This is a genomic window from Methylobacterium sp. E-066 (genome assembly GCF_022829635.1).
Taxonomy (GTDB): domain Bacteria; phylum Pseudomonadota; class Alphaproteobacteria; order Rhizobiales; family Beijerinckiaceae; genus Methylobacterium.
The window spans coordinates 55,891-70,205 of record NZ_JAKSYO010000050.1; the positions used below are offsets into that span (position 1 = coordinate 55,891).

General features: G+C 70.8%; 15 protein-coding genes. 11 read left to right on the forward strand and 4 right to left on the reverse strand.

The window, feature by feature from the left end; genetic code table 11:
* Nucleotides 1-166: 166 nt before the first annotated feature.
* The 9 genes from MKL20_RS06175 to MKL20_RS32915 all read left to right on the forward strand — a co-directional run bounded on the left by MKL20_RS06175 (nucleotide 167) and on the right by MKL20_RS32915 (nucleotide 7,419).
* A complete protein-coding gene (locus MKL20_RS06175) occupies nucleotides 167-367 on the forward strand; it encodes a hypothetical protein (protein ID WP_050735995.1) in 201 nt (66 codons plus the stop codon).
* A gap of 540 nt (nucleotides 368-907) precedes the next feature.
* On the forward strand, nucleotides 908-1,486 hold the full coding sequence (gene msuE / locus MKL20_RS06180; protein ID WP_092043564.1) for an FMN reductase: 579 nt from the start codon (nucleotides 908-910) through the stop codon (nucleotides 1,484-1,486).
* Nucleotides 1,487-1,494: 8 nt separating this feature from the next.
* Nucleotides 1,495-2,451 carry an aliphatic sulfonate ABC transporter substrate-binding protein gene (locus MKL20_RS06185; protein WP_244035938.1) on the forward strand — a complete coding sequence of 319 codons (957 nt, stop codon included), beginning with the start codon at nucleotides 1,495-1,497 and terminating at the stop codon, nucleotides 2,449-2,451.
* A 4-nt stretch (nucleotides 2,452-2,455) separates the two neighbouring features.
* Complete coding sequence (locus MKL20_RS06190) at nucleotides 2,456-3,457, forward strand: sulfonate ABC transporter substrate-binding protein (protein ID WP_244035939.1); 1,002 nt, start codon at nucleotides 2,456-2,458, stop codon at nucleotides 3,455-3,457.
* Nucleotides 3,457-4,239, forward strand: coding sequence for an aliphatic sulfonate ABC transporter permease SsuC (ssuC, locus tag MKL20_RS06195; RefSeq protein ID WP_243970916.1), 783 nt, complete (start codon nucleotides 3,457-3,459; stop codon nucleotides 4,237-4,239). Before MKL20_RS06190 ends, ssuC begins: the two co-directional genes overlap by 1 nt.
* A complete protein-coding gene (locus tag MKL20_RS06200; RefSeq protein ID WP_244035940.1) occupies nucleotides 4,239-5,099 on the forward strand; it encodes an ATP-binding cassette domain-containing protein in 861 nt (286 codons plus the stop codon). Before ssuC ends, MKL20_RS06200 begins: the two co-directional genes overlap by 1 nt.
* Before the next feature lie 116 nt (nucleotides 5,100-5,215).
* Complete coding sequence (ssuD, locus tag MKL20_RS06205) at nucleotides 5,216-6,391, forward strand: FMNH2-dependent alkanesulfonate monooxygenase (RefSeq protein ID WP_244035941.1); 1,176 nt, start codon at nucleotides 5,216-5,218, stop codon at nucleotides 6,389-6,391.
* Nucleotides 6,392-6,620: 229 nt separating this feature from the next.
* Nucleotides 6,621-6,890 carry a hypothetical protein gene (locus MKL20_RS06210; protein ID WP_147898227.1) on the forward strand — a complete coding sequence of 90 codons (270 nt, stop codon included), beginning with the start codon at nucleotides 6,621-6,623 and terminating at the stop codon, nucleotides 6,888-6,890.
* 397 nt (nucleotides 6,891-7,287) lie between these two features.
* On the forward strand, nucleotides 7,288-7,419 hold the full coding sequence (locus MKL20_RS32915) for a hypothetical protein (RefSeq protein ID WP_279594559.1): 132 nt from the start codon (nucleotides 7,288-7,290) through the stop codon (nucleotides 7,417-7,419).
* An 84-nt stretch (nucleotides 7,420-7,503) separates the two neighbouring features.
* Here MKL20_RS32915 and MKL20_RS06215 read toward each other — a convergent pair whose 3' ends face one another.
* Nucleotides 7,504-8,877 (reverse strand): hypothetical protein, encoded by a 1,374-nt coding sequence (locus MKL20_RS06215; RefSeq protein ID WP_244035942.1) that lies wholly within the window; start codon nucleotides 8,875-8,877, stop codon nucleotides 7,504-7,506.
* 332 nt (nucleotides 8,878-9,209) lie between these two features.
* Between MKL20_RS06215 and MKL20_RS06220 the strand changes: the two genes are divergently transcribed.
* The gene (locus MKL20_RS06220; RefSeq protein ID WP_244035943.1) at nucleotides 9,210-11,462 is read left to right on the forward strand and encodes an SLC26A/SulP transporter family protein; all 2,253 of its coding nucleotides are present in this window, start codon (nucleotides 9,210-9,212) and stop codon (nucleotides 11,460-11,462) included.
* A gap of 13 nt (nucleotides 11,463-11,475) precedes the next feature.
* Here the strand turns inward: MKL20_RS06220 and MKL20_RS06225 are convergent, their stop codons facing one another.
* Together MKL20_RS06225 and MKL20_RS06230 are read right to left on the reverse strand one after the other, a co-directional pair.
* Nucleotides 11,476-11,874 carry a DUF3307 domain-containing protein gene (locus MKL20_RS06225; RefSeq protein WP_244035944.1) on the reverse strand — a complete coding sequence of 133 codons (399 nt, stop codon included), beginning with the start codon at nucleotides 11,872-11,874 and terminating at the stop codon, nucleotides 11,476-11,478.
* A gap of 189 nt (nucleotides 11,875-12,063) precedes the next feature.
* Nucleotides 12,064-13,038 carry a quinone oxidoreductase family protein gene (locus tag MKL20_RS06230; RefSeq protein ID WP_244035945.1) on the reverse strand — a complete coding sequence of 325 codons (975 nt, stop codon included), beginning with the start codon at nucleotides 13,036-13,038 and terminating at the stop codon, nucleotides 12,064-12,066.
* 88 nt (nucleotides 13,039-13,126) lie between these two features.
* Between MKL20_RS06230 and MKL20_RS06235 the strand changes: the two genes are divergently transcribed.
* Nucleotides 13,127-13,999 carry a LysR family transcriptional regulator gene (locus MKL20_RS06235; protein WP_244035946.1) on the forward strand — a complete coding sequence of 291 codons (873 nt, stop codon included), beginning with the start codon at nucleotides 13,127-13,129 and terminating at the stop codon, nucleotides 13,997-13,999.
* Nucleotides 14,000-14,015: 16 nt separating this feature from the next.
* On the opposite strand, the gene MKL20_RS06240 is transcribed toward MKL20_RS06235, so the two are convergent.
* Nucleotides 14,016-14,288, reverse strand: a complete 273-nt coding sequence (locus MKL20_RS06240; RefSeq protein ID WP_244035947.1) for a hypothetical protein — start codon at nucleotides 14,286-14,288, stop codon at nucleotides 14,016-14,018.
* Nucleotides 14,289-14,315: the final 27 nt, after the last annotated feature.

A 14,315-nucleotide genomic window follows, 5' to 3' on the forward strand; every position in this document is an offset into this window, starting at 1 on the left:
CTGCTCCATCCCGAATGCCGGCCCCGCCTTTCGGGAGACGTCGCCCTCGGGGGCGCGTCCCGGGATGGAACCGTGCGCCCGGTCGTGGGTTGACGAGCAGATTATAGTTGTTCTAATTTGCAAGAACGAACGGCACGCCGCCGAACCGAAACGGGAGCATCGAGACATGGCCAGCGCAAACTGCGAGAGCTGCAAGTTCTTCGACGAGCACAAGGGCAACGGCGCGAGCGCCCAGGGCGATGCCGGCCTGTGCCGGTTCAACCCGCCGGTCAGCCAGCCGGCTCCGGAGTCCAAGGGTCTTTGGCCGGTCGTGACGACCAACGACTGGTGCGGCCACTTCACCGCCGAGATGACGGCGGCTGAGTAAGGCCAGGCGCGCCCACCGCCGGTTTGGCGCAGGGCGCGACAGCCAGGCCGTAGAGCCGTCGGACGATCCAGGGCCAGCCGCCACGGCTGGCCCTTTTTCGTGCCGATAAGCCAGGATCCAGGGCCGGGACGCGAGGGCCGAAGCGTCCCCGCGAGTTCGGCAGGGCCGGCGATCGAGCTCGACACGATCACCGCCGACAGCACCACCTTTCAGCAGCAACATCGTTCCTCAAATACGCCACCAAGAAAAATTATATTCTTTCTTATGGCCGAGCGGGAGATTGAACATTCGTCGGGGCCAGATGTCCCGGCCTGCCAAGCCATGATCCGCAAGCCGATCGATACGACCATGAGATGAAATCACACTCTCAATCGGCCATTCTGAGGAGAACATTTTTCTATTCGGGGCGAATTGGGAAAGCCGTTTCATTGACGTTGTGCAACGCAATCAGCAATTCTAGCAGCCTATTCGGATAACCGGTCGCGCTTCTGCCGCTCCTCACTGAGCAGGGCGGCCCGGCATTGTCGCAAGGCTTCTGCAATGACACGACCGAGACTCGTCGGGCTGAGCGCGAACGTTCAGCGCCCGTCCAAGACCCGCACGCTGGTCGATGCCGTGCTGCACGAGGCCTGCGCCCAGGCGGCGTTCGACGGGCGGATCTTCGACTTCGTCGATGCCGGCTCCGGGCTCGGGGCGGCCTGGACCCGCGACCAGCTGCCGCTGCCCGCCCGCCGGGTGCTCGACGCGATCGAGGAGGCGGACGGGCTCGTGGTCGGCTCGCCGGTCTACAAGGGCGCCTATACCGGCCTGTTCAAGCACCTGTTCGATCTGGTCGATCCGAACGCGCTGGCCGGCAAGCCCGTGGCCATCGTGGCCACCGGCGGCGGCGCCCGCCACGCCCTGGTGGTCGAGCATGCCTTCCGGCCGCTCTTCGGCTTCTTCGGCGCACTCCAGATCCCGACTGCAGTCTACGCGTCCGACGCGGATTTCAGCGATGGCGTGCTGACCGAGGCCGGGGTGCGCGCCCGCGCCGCCGAGGCCGGCGCCCAGCTCTCCGCCCTGCTGCTGCACCGGGCGGCCGCGGCGACCGGCCCGGCCGAACTCGCCGCCGCCGAGTGAACCGGGCGATGCTCGACCGCCGCACCCTGCTGGCCGCGACGCTTCTGGCTGCGGCCGTCCCGGGCCTCCGGGGTGCGCGGGCGGCCGAGCCCGGCGTGCTGCGCATCGGCTACCAGAAGAACGGCATCCTGGTGGTGGCCAAACAGCAGGGGATCATCGAGCGGCGCCTGGAGCCCCTGGGCCACACGGTGCGCTGGGTCGAGTTCTCGTTCGGGCCGCCGCTGCTCGAGGCCCTGTCCCTCGACGGGATCGATGTCGGCCTGACCGGCGATTCTCCGCCCATCTTCGCCCAGGCGGCGCGCTCCAGCCTCGTCTACGCGGCGGCCCAGGAGGCCGGCGGCTCGGGGGCCGGGATCCTGCTGCCAAAGGGCTCGCCGGTGCGCAGCCTCGCCGACCTCAAGGGCAAGCGCGTCGCCTTCGCCAAGGCGTCGAGCGCGCACAATCTCACGGTGGCGGCCCTGGAGAAGGCGGGCCTGCGCTACGCCGATATCGAGCCGGTGACCCTGGCCCCCGCCGACGCAGCGGCCGCCTTCGCCCGCGGCAGCGTCGATGCCTGGACGATCTGGGACCCGTATCTCGCCGTCGCCGAGGAGGGGGATGGGGTACGGGTGCTCGCCCTCGCCACCGCGATCACGCCGCAGAACAACTTTCTCCTGGCGAGCCGGGCCTTCGCCGAGACCCGCGGCCCGGTGCTGATTGCGGCGATCGACGCGCTGGGCGAGGTCGCGGCCTGGTGTCGGCAGAACCGCGGCGACGTCGCCGCGCTCCTGTCGCAAGGCACCGGCGTGCCGCTGCCGGCGACGCGCCGGGCGGTGGACCGCACCGATTTCGTGATCGGCCCGATGTCCGACCGCATCACCGCCGAGCAACAGGCCATCGCCGACCGGTTCTACGCCCTGAAGCTGATTCCGAAGCCGATCCACGTCGCCGACGCGGTCTGGACGGCACCCGCCCGCAACGGCTGACCTCATGACCGATCGACTCGCCCGCCCTCTTGCGTCCGGGCTCGCCCCGCACCGCCGAAAACTCCTGTCCGCGGGCCTCGGCCTCGCGGCGGCGAGCGTCCTGCGCCCGGCCCGGGCCGCGGGCGGCAGCGTCCGGGTCGGCTACCAGAAATACGGCTCCCTGGTGCTGCTGAAGGGCCGCGGCACCCTGGAGAAGGCGCTCCAGCCGCTGGGCACCACGGTGGCGTGGTCGGAATTTCCGTCCGGGCCGCCGCTGATGGAGGCCCTGAATGCCGGCGCGGTCGATTTCGGCTCGGCCGGGGAGGCACCGCCGATCTTCGCGCAGGCCGCGAGCGCGGAGCTGCGCTACGTCGCCACCGAGCCGCCGGCCCCCCGGGGCGAGGCGATCCTGGTGCCGAAGGACAGCCCGGTGCGCAGCGTCGCCGACCTGCGCGGCCGGACGCTGGCCCTCAACAAGGGCTCGAACGTCCATTTCCTGGTGGTGCGGGCGCTGGAGCAGGCCGGCATACCCTACGATGCGGTGAAGTTTGCCTTTCTGGCCCCCGCGGACGCCAACGCCGCCTTCGTGCGCGGCTCCGTCGACGCCTGGGCGATCTGGGACCCCTATCTCGCCGCCGCCGAGCGGGCCACCGGCGCCCGGGTGCTGGCGGACGCGCAGGGGCTCGCGCCCAACCGCCAGTTCTACCTGTCCCGCCGCGGCTTCACCGATGCCAACCCGGAGGTCGTCGCGATCGTGCTCAAGGCGATCGGGGAGGTCGACACCTGGGCGGAAGGCCATGCCGAGACCGTGGCGGCGGACCTTGCGCCCTCCGTGGGCATTCCAGCCCCGGTGCTCCGCGTCGCCCTCGATCGCCTGTCCTACGGGGTCACGCCCCTGGATGCCGCGGCGATCGCCGACCAGCAGCGGGTGGCCGACGCCTTCCACGGCCTCGGCCTGCTTCCGAAGCCGATCCGCGTGGCCGACGCGGTCTGGACACAGCCCGAACGCCGGGCGGAGAACCGATGATGCGCCCAACCCCTCTCGGCCGCCTGCGCGATACGGCGCTGCCGTGGCTGCTGCCGGTGGCGATCCTGCTGGGCTGGCAGGCCGCGGTCTCGGCCGGCCTCGTCTCCAACCGGTTCATGCCGGCGCCGCTCGACGTGGTCCGGGCCGGCTGGGATGCCGGGCGCACCGGGGAGCTCTGGACCAACCTCTGGGTCAGCACCCTGCGGGCGCTGTCGGGCTTCGCGGTCGGCGGCGGCATCGGCTTCGCGCTGGGCCTCGCCAACGGCCTGTCGCGCCTGTCGGAGCGGCTGACCGACACTTCGGTGCAGATGGTGCGCAACGTGCCCCACCTGTCGCTGATCCCGCTGGTGATCCTGTGGTTCGGCATCGGCGAGGAGGCCAAGCTGTTCCTGGTCGCGCTCGGCGTGTTCTTCCCGATCTACGCCAACACCCTGCACGGTATCCGCTCGGTGGACCCGGCGCTGGTGGAGATGGGCCGCGTCTACGGCATGTCGCGGACGGAGCTGTTCACCAAGGTGGTGCTGCCCGGCGCCCTGCCGTCGATCTTCGTCGGGTTGCGCTACGCCCTCGGGATCATGTGGTTGACGCTGATCGTTGCCGAGACGATCTCGGCCTCCTCGGGGCTGGGCTACATGGCCATGCAGGCCCGTGAGTTCATGCTGGTGGACGTCGTCGTGCTGGCGATCCTGATCTATGCCGCCCTGGGCAAGCTCGCCGATGCGCTGACGCGTCAGCTCGAGCGCGCCTGCCTCGCCTGGAACCCCGCCTACAGGAGCGCCTGATGCTGCTCGACGCCCTTCGCCGCGAGGCTCCGGCCGACCCCGCCCCCGAGACCCGGATCGCCGACGCGCCGCCCGCGTCCGCGCCGGCGCGCCATCCGGCGGAGGCCGCGAGCCGCGGCATCGCCGTAACCGCCCGCGACCTCCGAAAAAGCTTCGACGGCAATACCGTCATCGAGGGGCTCGATCTGTACCTGCCGGCCGGCGGGTTCACCGCCGTGGTCGGGCGCTCGGGCTGCGGCAAGAGCACCCTTCTGCGCCTGATCCTCGGGCTGGAGGTGCCGACCGGCGGCCGGATCGTGCTCGAAGGGCCTGAGACCGGCCCGCGTCGGAGCGATCCGCCCAAGCGGATCATGTTCCAGGAGCCGCGCCTGCTGCCCTGGGCCCGGGTGGTCGACAACGTCACGGTCGGCCTGTCCGGCCACGGCTCCCGGGCCGAGCGCCGGGAGCGGGCGCTGGCGGCCCTGGCCGAAGTCGGCTTGTCCGACAAGGCCGGGCAATGGCCCGCGACCCTGTCGGGCGGCCAGCGCCAGCGCGTGGCGCTCGCCCGGGCTCTGGTGGGCCGGCCGGGCCTGTTGGCGCTGGACGAGCCGCTCGGCGCCCTCGACGCGCTGACCCGCATCGGCATGCAGGACCTGATCGAGCGGATCTGGCTGGCGCAGGGTTTTACCGCGCTGCTCGTCACCCACGACGTGTCCGAGGCGGTGGCGCTCGCCGACCGCATCCTGGTGGTCGAGGCCGGCCGCATCGCCCTCGATGTGCGGGTCGACGTGCCGCGCCCGCGCCGGCGCGGGGATCCGGACCTGGCGCGGCTCGAAGGGCGTATCCTCGATCATCTGCTCGGCGCCGAGCCGAACGTCTGAAACCGGGCCGCCGTTTCCCGGAAGCGGCGGTCTGCTGTAGCTCTTGGTGATCGCCGGATGCGAGAAGTCGGATCCGGCTTTTCCGCATCCGGCCCATAGCCGCAATGGAGACCCCGATGACCGCGACGCATGACGGGCACGCCGACGTCCTCTGGTTCCTGCCGACCCACGGCGACGGCCGCTATCTCGGCGCCCAGGAGGGGGCTCGCGCGGTCTCGATCGACTACCTCCGGCAGATCGCCCAGGGCGCCGACGAGCTCGGCTATTACGGCGTGCTGCTGCCGACCGGGCGGTCCTGCGAGGATTCCTGGATCATCGCCTCGGCGCTGGCGCCGCTGACCAAGCGGCTGCGCTTCCTGGTGGCGGTGCGGCCGGGCCTGATGGAGCCGTCCGCGGCGGCGCGCATGACCGCGACCCTCGACCGGATCTCGGACGGGCGCCTGCTGATCAACGTCGTCACCGGCGGCGATCCGGTGGAGCTGGCCGGCGACGGTGTGTTCCTGTCCCATGACGAGCGCTACGTCGTCACCGACGAGTTCCTGACGATCTGGCGGGGCCTGCTCTCGGGCGAGACCGTGACCTACCAGGGCAAGCACCTGCGCGCCGAGAACGGCCGAGTGATCTTCCCACCGGTGCAGAAGCCTTATCCGCCGCTCTATTTCGGCGGTTCCTCGCCGGCGGGGATGGAGGTCGCGGCCGAGCATTGCGACGTCTACCTCACCTGGGGCGAGCCCCCGGCGCAGGTCGCGGAAAAGATCGCCGCCGCGCGGCAGGCCGCGGCGGCCAAGGGCAAGACCTTCTCCTACGGCATCCGCCTGCACGTGATCGCCCGCGAGACCGAGGCCGAGGCCTGGGACGCCGCGGAGAAGCTGATCTCGAAGCTCGACGACGCCACCATCGCGAAGGCGCAGGAGACCCTGAAGCGACAGGATTCGGTCGGCCAGAGCCGGATGATGGCGCTCCACGGCGGCTCTCGCGAAAAACTCGTGGTCTCGCCCAACCTCTGGGCCGGGGTCGGGCTGGTGCGCGGCGGCGCCGGGACCGCGCTCGTCGGCTCGGCCGATCAGGTTGCCGACCGGATGAAGGAGTATATCGATCTCGGGATCGACCGCTTCATCCTCTCGGGCTACCCGCATCTCGAGGAAGCCTACCGCTTCGCCGAGCTGGTTTTTCCAAAGCTGCCCCTGCGCGCCACCACGGGCCGGCCGGTCGGCAACGCCCGCAACGACGGCCCGTTCGGCGAGATCGTCGCCAACGACATCGTGCCCGCCCGCCGCGTCGGCGCGCACTGACCGATCGGACCTTCCTGCCCGGCGGGTGCGCGCATCCGCCGGGCGCGCGGTCATCCCGGGAGGGGGCCGGAAAAACCCGGCGCGCTCCCGGAGTTCTTGTCATGCACACATGGCCGGGCTGCACCGTCGCCATCCCGGCGTCATGGTGGCGCCATCGTTGGCGCTCATCCGCCGACTCCATCACCGTGCGGTCCGCTCACGCGGTCATCGGCTAATGACAAGGATATCCATGACTTCGACCAAGGCGGTCCTCCTGACCCTCGGTCTCTGCCTCGGCCCGGCCGCGGCGCTCGCCGAGCAATCCCCGGCCCGCGAGGCGCTTAAGCAGCACTGCACCGGCGACTACATGGAGTATTGCAGCGCCTACGCGCCCGGCGGCCCGGAGGTCGAGGCCTGCTTCAAGACCAATCTCAAGAATCTGTCGCCCGGTTGCTCCGCGGCGATCACCGCCTACAAGCAGGAGAAGCGGGCGACCAAGCGCGTCAGCGAAGTGCGCTGAGCCCGCTGCTGCGACACCTGTCCGGGAGGCATCCCGTCATTGCGCGCGGAGCGAAGCAACCCAGCGTGGCGCGGCGCTTGGGCGTGTCGTGCTGCCCTGGGTCACTTCGCTGCGCGCGTGATGACGGTGAAAGTGAAGTTTTTTAAGCGCACCGCGGTGCTTCGGTGAGCGGCGAATACCGGGAGATGTGCAACTGCTCCTTAGAAATCCGCTCGCAATAATGCGTCCCATGCGCCGACAATAAGCAAGAATCGATTTACGTCGCGAATATTTATATTAATTTTTACTTTGTAAGCATTATAAAAAATCTCGAAACATCAGACGCGTGACATTCCTGCACTTTCCGAGACCGCGCGCGGCATTAGCCTCCGCTGTGCCGAAAATCGGAGATTGCCTCGTGTCCACTGCACGTTGTTTCGCGAAAAATCCTCTCACGCGCGTTCTGGTCCTGGCCGTGCTGGCGGCCAGCGTCGCGGCCTGCGCGACCAAGCCGCCGGCCGAGCCGGTGCCGCTGGTGAAGAAGGGCTGAGCGCCGCATCCCGACAGGCGCAATTCGGCTTCGGGACGATAACCGAGCGCCGCCCCGGATCCGGGGCGGCGTTCTCAGGCGGCATCACCGCACGGCGATCCCCAGCGGAGCCCCCCGGCAGTTGAGATGGGCCGGGTTGGTCGAGACCACGCCGGCATTGCAGCCACCCTGCAGGCCGACATAGAGCGGCGTCCCGCCCGCGCCGGCGGCCGCGAGGTAACCGATCGGGCGCGTGCCGGCGTCGAGATGGTGCGGGTTGTTGGTGACCAGGCCGGCATCGAGCCCGGCCGCGGTCCCGGCATAGACCGGCGCGTCGGCGGGCGAGGATGGCTGCGCCAGGGTCGCGCCGATCGGAGCCGTGGCGCACCCCTTGTAGCCCGGGTCGATCGTCACCTCGCCGGCATTGCAGCCCTGCTGCGTCCCGACATAGAGCGCCACGCCCGGAGCCCGCGCGGCATCCGCTTGGGGCGCGGGGATGGCGGGTAGGGTAGCCGGCCGGCCGCCGGTCAGGGCCGCCCGCAGGGCGACGAGGCCCGCCCGGACATCCTGCAGCGTGCCGACCACCACGTAGCAGGTGTAGCTGTGCGCCCCCGCCGGAACATTGTTCTCCCGGAAGGCGCAGTTCCACTTCACCGTGGCGTTGCCCGAGCCCGGCAGGGTCGAGAAGTCGAACCGGCCGTAGCCGGCATTCGGCACCGTCGGCTGGGGGAGGGCGGGGCTGTAGACGCCCATCGCCCGGGATCCGTCGGGAGTGGCCAGGATCACCGGCACGGCCTGCTCGCCCGGCCCAGCGGAGAGTGCCGCGGACTGGCCGGTGACCGGGTCGAGGCTCCAGAATGCGGTGAAGTCCGGCGGCATGTAGGCGGTGGCCGCCTCGAAGGTCGCCGATTCGTGGGGTTGCGCGGTGATGTAGGTGGCGCGGTACGCGATGGCGTTGGCCACGCCTGCCGCGCCCAGGGTGACGGTCTTGGCCAGGATGTCGTCGGAACGGGGCCCGGCATGGGGGCCGGGTCCCTTCGGGCAGCTGCCGGTGACTCGGCCGGGCTCGATCCAGTAGGCCATCTGCGCCCGCGTTTGGAGGGTGTCCGGGCCGACCTTCAGTTCGGTGAGCAGGGTCGTGCTGCGCGGGCCGGTGCCGTCGGAATCGCTGCCCGCTTCGGTGGGGTTCAGGCACTCGCCGTAGCCGTCATAGGACGAGGCCGATTGCAGCTCACGGCCGTGGTCGTGGGCGTTGATGAACTGCGTGCCACCCCAGGTCAGGCTGTCGATGGCCCCGCCGGTCCGGGACGAGACGCCGACCACGATCGGCGATCCGTTGAAGGCCCGGCTGATCGTGGCCCGGCCGCCCGGCTCGGGCCACGCGATCGACGGGGCATCCTCGGCCTGCGCGGCCCCCGCGAGGCCGGCGAGCAGGAGCGCGGCGCGCAGGGGGCGGGGCAGGCGGGTCGAGGCGGGCATCGGCGGCTCCTGTGGGGGGCCGGCTTAGAGCATGACGCGGGGGAGGGGAATCCGGCCCCGGACTCGCCAAGCGGCACACGGCGATCGTTCCGATAGAGTGGATGAGACCTGCGTCCCGCATGAGTCCAGTCCCGCCATGACCGGTTGAAACTTGGACGGAACCGTCTCCCGACCGTCGCGGCCGGCACGATAATTTAAGTCCCGCGCTGTCATCGGGTTGGAAGGCTGCGGCCGCGCCTGACTCCCACCGTTCCGCTGCGCCTGTGCGCGCGACCGCCGGGGATCTGCTGCAGCGGCCTGGATCGAACCTTCGGAATACGGATGCCGTGCCGATGACAACCACCGATATGGTCTCCGCCGGCAGCGGGCAGCCGACCGAGGGGCGCCAGGCGCTGGTCCGCACCGCGCGCACGATCGCGGCGGCGGCCGTCGCCGCCATGGTGCTGCTGCTCGATCTCATCAGCTTCTCGCAGCTGATCTTTTCCGGCCCGCTGGCGGAAAGCCGGGTCGCCGGGATGTCGGCGATGCTGGCGGCCTACGTGCTGGGCAGCCTCGTCTTCGTCGCGCTCCGGCGGACCGTGCTGGTGTCGCTGTCCTTCATCGGGGCGGCCGCAATCGTGCAGGCGGCGATCGCCGCCGCGGTGGCCGGCGCGCTGCGGGACGCGGGCGTCACCGATCCCGCCACGGTCGGCCGGATCGTGCTCGTCGCCTGCGGCGTCTCGACCTTCGCCACCGGCCTCGTCTTCGCCCTGCTCGGCACGCTGCGCGCCTCGCTGCTGGCACAGCTCCTGCCCTACCCGGTCCTGACCGGCTTCCTCGGCGGCGTCGGGCTGCTGTTCCTCAAGAGCGGCCTGCAGATCGGTGCGCATCTCGACGATCCCGCCGCGGCGCTGCTGGGCCTGCTCGACCCGGCGGTGCTCGACCCGAGCCGGATCGACCTCGGACTGCTCGGGCGCATCGCCCTGACCGTCGTCATCGGGTTCTGCGCCTTCTACATGCCCCGGCGCATCAAGCATTGGGGCACTTACCCGACCGTCATCCTGGCGAGCCTCGTCCTCGTGCATCTCGGCCTGGCTTGGCAGGGCATCGACACGGCGACCGCGCAGGCCGCCGGCTGGCTGATCGAGGCGCTGCCCACGGGATCGCTGCTGCAGGCCCCGGCCGCGATGGCGCTCCAGGCCCTCGACCCGGCGCTGCTCCTGCCGATCCTGCCCCGGATCGCCACCGAGATCGTGGTCGCGGTGATCATCCAGATCCTCTACGTCATCAGCGTCGAGCTGGAGATGCGGCGCGAGCTCGATATCGACCGGATGTTCGTCGCCTCAGGCGCGGCCAACCTGCTTGGCAGCCTGTTCGGCAGCCCGACCATGGGGTTCGGGCGGACTTCGACGCTGCTGCTGCACAATATCGGCGGCAGCCACTGGCTCGGCTGGTGGCTCACGCTCGCCGTGATGGCGGCCTTGCTGGTCTTCGGCGCGAGCCCGCTGGCGCTGCTGCCGCGGCCGCTCGCCGGGGGCGCCCTGATCGCCATCGGGCTGGGGCTTCTGGTCAACCTCGCGCTCGCCTGCCGGACCTTCCCGGTCTGGGAAACCGGCATCGCCCTGGCGGTGTGCGCGGCGACCGCCCTGTTCGGCGCCACCGTGGGCTTCTTGGTCGGCGTCGTGCTGGCGATCCTGATCTTCGCGGTCCAGTACGGCCAGATCCCGGCGGTGCGCCGGGCACTGTCCGGCTCGGAGCGGCGCAGCAGCGTCATCCGCGCGCCCGACACCGCCGAACTGCTGCGCGAGGCCGGGGACCGGACGCGGATCTACGCCCTGCAGGGCTACCTGTTCTTCCTCAACGCCCAGACGATCTATCGCCGGGCCGCCGCCGAACCCGGCACCCTGCGCACCCTGATCCTGGACTTTCGCGATTGCGTCGGGCTCGACAGCTCGGCGCTGATCGCGTTCCGCAAGATCAGTCAGCTCGCCGAGCAACGCGGCTTCGACGTGCTGCTGGTCCATCTGGGCCCCGCGGCCCGCAAGCAGGTCGAGCGCGGCGGCCTCGCCGGGCCGCGGCTGCGGACGCGCCACACCCTGGACGAGGCCCTGCGCGAGGCCGAGACGCTGCTGCTCACCGAGGCCGGATCCGGCGGGGAGGGGGCCGTCGCGCTGTTTGCCGAGCACATGGCCGACCGGCTCGGCTGCGCCCTCGCGCCGGCCGATTTCGCGCCGTATCTCGGCCGCCGCAATCTCGCGGCGGGGGAGGCGCTGCTTCGCCAGGGCGAGGCGGCCGACAGCCTGTACTTCCTCGAGCAGGGCGTAGTCTCCATCGAGATGGAGGTACCCGGCCGCCCGAACCTGCGCCTGCGCACCACCACGGCCGGCACGGTGATCGGCGAGATCGGGCTGGTCCAGGGCGGGCGGCGCACCGCCACCGCCCTCGCCGAGACTCCCTGCCGGGTGGTCGGCGTCGACCGGGCCGCCCTGGCCCGGATGGAGCGCGAGCGCCCGGACCTCGCGCTGTCCCTGCAGCGCTTCCTGATCCTGGAACTCGCCGGCAAGGTCGCCGACACCAATTTGCTGCTGGAGGCCGAGCTGACCTGAGACTCCAATCGCTCTACCGGGCCGCCGCCAGCACGGCGGCGAGCCCGATATGGGTGATCTGGTGCAGGAACTGATCGACCCCGATCAGCCACCAGAACCGGGCATCGGTGGCCGGGAATTGGGTCCGCTGGCCGACCACGGCCTTGCCCCGATCGATGCCCGTGTGGATCACAAAATCCACGAGCGCGATCCACCACAGGGCCGGCTTGACCGCCAGGGCGATCAGCAGCGTTCCGAGTCCGTGCAGGCCGGTATGGGCGCAGAGCGGCCCGGCCCAGGCCGAAGCCCGCTCCTTGCCCTGCGCCATCCAGTTGGTCTGAAACAGGAAATCCGCCGCGAGATGCTTCACCGCGAAGGCGACGAGCAGGAGCGCGAAGGCGCCCACCGGAACGGGCGTATCGACGGATGGCATTCCGGCCCTGTTTCTCCCGGCGCGACTGCGCGTCGAATCGTAGCCCTCTTCTCATACACCCGGCCCGCATCCCTGGCAGCGTGATGGCGCACACAGAGGATCGGGTTTCCAAAGGGCTCGCAGCCCTTTGGCCGGGTTCGGGGGCGGAGCCCCCGAGACCCACAGGCCCAAGTCCTTTGTGATGATGCTTCAAACCGTCAGGATGACGCGCCCCGTCGTGCGTCCGCCCTCCAGATCGGCATGGGCCCGGGCCGCGTCCCGGAGGTCGTATGCGGCCCCGATCGGGCTGGTCAGGCCGTCTTGCAGGGCCGCGATCAGGTCGGCGCTGCCGCGGCGATACAGGTCCGGATCGTTGGCGTAGGCGATCACGCTCGGCCGCATCAGGGCGACCGGACGGCCGTTCCCCAGCGTCTCGACGCGGACAGGCGGGATCGGGCCGGCCGGCTGGCCGAGGTTCGCCACGAGCCCGAACGGCCGCACCGCCGCGAAGGTCCGAGCCAGCATGCCGCCGCCGATGCCGTCGATCGCCAGATGCACGCCCTGCCCATCCGCCAGGGCCCGGGTGCGCTCGGCCCAGTCGTCCGCGCCGTGCAGGAGCACGGCATCGGCACCGGCCTCCAGCGCCAGCGCCCGCTTCCCTTCGGAGCCGACCGTGCCGATGACATGCGCCCCGAGGCGCTTCGCCCAGCGGGTGACGATCTGGCCGAGCCCACCGGCGGCGGCATGGACCAGGATCCAGTCGCCGGGCCCGACGGCCCGGACCTTGTGCAGCAGCATATGGGCGGTCAGGCCGCGCAGCATCGTGCCGCCGACATCGCGGTCGGGGAGGGCGTCGGGCAGCCGCACCAGGCGCTCGGCCGGCAGGATCCGCGCCTCGGCATAGGCCCCCATCGGCTGACCGTGATAGGCGACCCGGTCGCCGGGCTTCAGCGTCGTGACCCCCGGGCCGACCGCCTCGACCTTCCCGGCCCCCTCGAAGCCCAGCACCGCCGGATAGGCGTCGAGCGGGTAGAGGCCGGCTCGAAAGTAGATGTCGACGAAATTCACGCCGATCACGGAATGCCGGATGCGAACCGCGTTCGCGCCAGGCTCGCCGATGTCGATCTCGGCCGCCGTCAGGACTTCCGGCGCGCCGGGCCCGGTCATCATCATTGCTGTCGTCATGGTCCACCTCCTGCCTGGACAGCGAACCGCGTTTTGATCTGTGAGAGAATTCGGGATCTCTTCACCGGTCCCGTGCGAAACTTCACCGATGGTCGATTGGCAGGACCTCCACCACTTCGCGGTGCTCGCCCGGGCCGGCTCGCTCTCGGCCGCGGCGCGGGACCTCGGCGTCGATCACGCGACGATCGGCCGACGGGTGGCGTCCCTCGAGGACGCCCTAGCGCTGCGGCTGATCGAGCGCCTGCCCCGCCGGGTGACGCTGACCCCGGAGGGGATTGCCATCGCGGCCCTGGCCGCCGAGATGGCCGGGACCGTGCAGGCGATCGAGCGGCGCGCCCGGGGCTACGCGGCGTCGCCGGTCGCGACGGTCCGGATCAGCGCGCCGCCCGCCTTGGCAGCCCGTCTCATCGCCCCGCAGGTCGCAAGCTTCCACCGCGCGCATCCCGGCATCACCCTGGTCCTGTCCGGCGCCGCCCGGATCGCGGCGCTCGACCGCGGGGAGGCCGAGATCGCCGTGCGGCTGACCCGCCCCGACGACCCGGATCTCCTGATCCGCCGGATCGGCGTGATGCGGTTCGGGCTCTACGCGACCCCGGACCAAGCGGCGAAGCCCGCGGCGGACTGGACGTTCATCGGCTACGATTCCGCCCTGGAGCATGTCCCCCAGCAGGCCTGGCTGCGGACCCTGCTGGCGGGCCGGCCGATCGTGTTCCAGGCCAGCGACCTGTTCGGCCAGCAGGAGGCGGCCCGGGCCGGCCTCGGCGCCGTCGTCCTGCCCCGTTTCCTCGGGAACGGCGATGCGGCGCTCATCCGCCTCCCAGTCGAGCCAAAGCCGCCGCCCCGGGATGTCTGGCTCGTGACCTATCCTGACCTGAAGCGCTCGCCGGTGATCCGCGCGGCGCTGGCGTTTCTAGTCTGGGTGATCGCCCTCGGATGCCCGGTCGCTTCGCCAGTGGAGTAGATCGGGACGTCGCGCTTCAGAACGCGGCCTCGCCATAGCCGAGCGGCGTGACGCGGAAGACGAACCGGATCTCGGCCTCGGCATCCGGCAGCGCCAGGGTGCTGACCGGCCCGGTGACGATCTTGCCGTCCCCTTCCGACCGCGCGGCGTAGCGGCCTCGGCGGCCGAGCGCGGCCAGGGCGCACAGGACGTGCCGGGCCGCGCGGGGGCACCAGGCGCCGTTCTCGCGGAGCCAGAGGGTTTCATCCGCGGGCCATAGTCGGACGGGGTGCCGCGCGTCGTCCCGCACGGGGGCTGCCGGCTTTCGGAAGGAGAG